Here is a 431-nt window from a genome sequence, read left to right on the forward strand (position 1 = left end):
TTGAATCGCTTAATGAATCGGACGTTGAGTCACTACCACTGATTGAATCACTCAGTGAATCGGACGTTGAATCTGAACCACTGATTGAGTCGCTTAATGAATCGGACGTTGAGTCACTACCACTGATTGAATCACTCAATGAATCCGATGTTGAATCTGAGCCACTGATTGAGTCACTTAGTGAATCTGATGTTGAATCACTACCACTGATTGAATCACTCAATGAATCGGACGTTGAGTCACTACCACTGATTGAATCGCTTAATGAATCGGACGTTGAGTCACTACCACTGATTGAATCACTCAGTGAATCGGACGTTGAGTCTGAACCACTAATTGAATCGCTTAATGAATCGGACGTTGAGTCACTACCACTGATTGAATCACTCAGTGAATCGGACGTTGAATCTGAACCACTGATTGAGTCACTT

Annotated in this window: 1 protein-coding gene; it reads right to left on the reverse strand. The window is 42.2% G+C overall.

The window, feature by feature from the left end:
* The coding region (locus TT13_RS11110; protein WP_190279685.1) for a hypothetical protein at positions 1-431 on the reverse strand (431 nt) is incomplete at both ends.

Source organism: Weissella oryzae SG25 (assembly GCF_000691805.2).
Lineage (GTDB): Bacteria > Bacillota > Bacilli > Lactobacillales > Lactobacillaceae > Weissella > Weissella oryzae.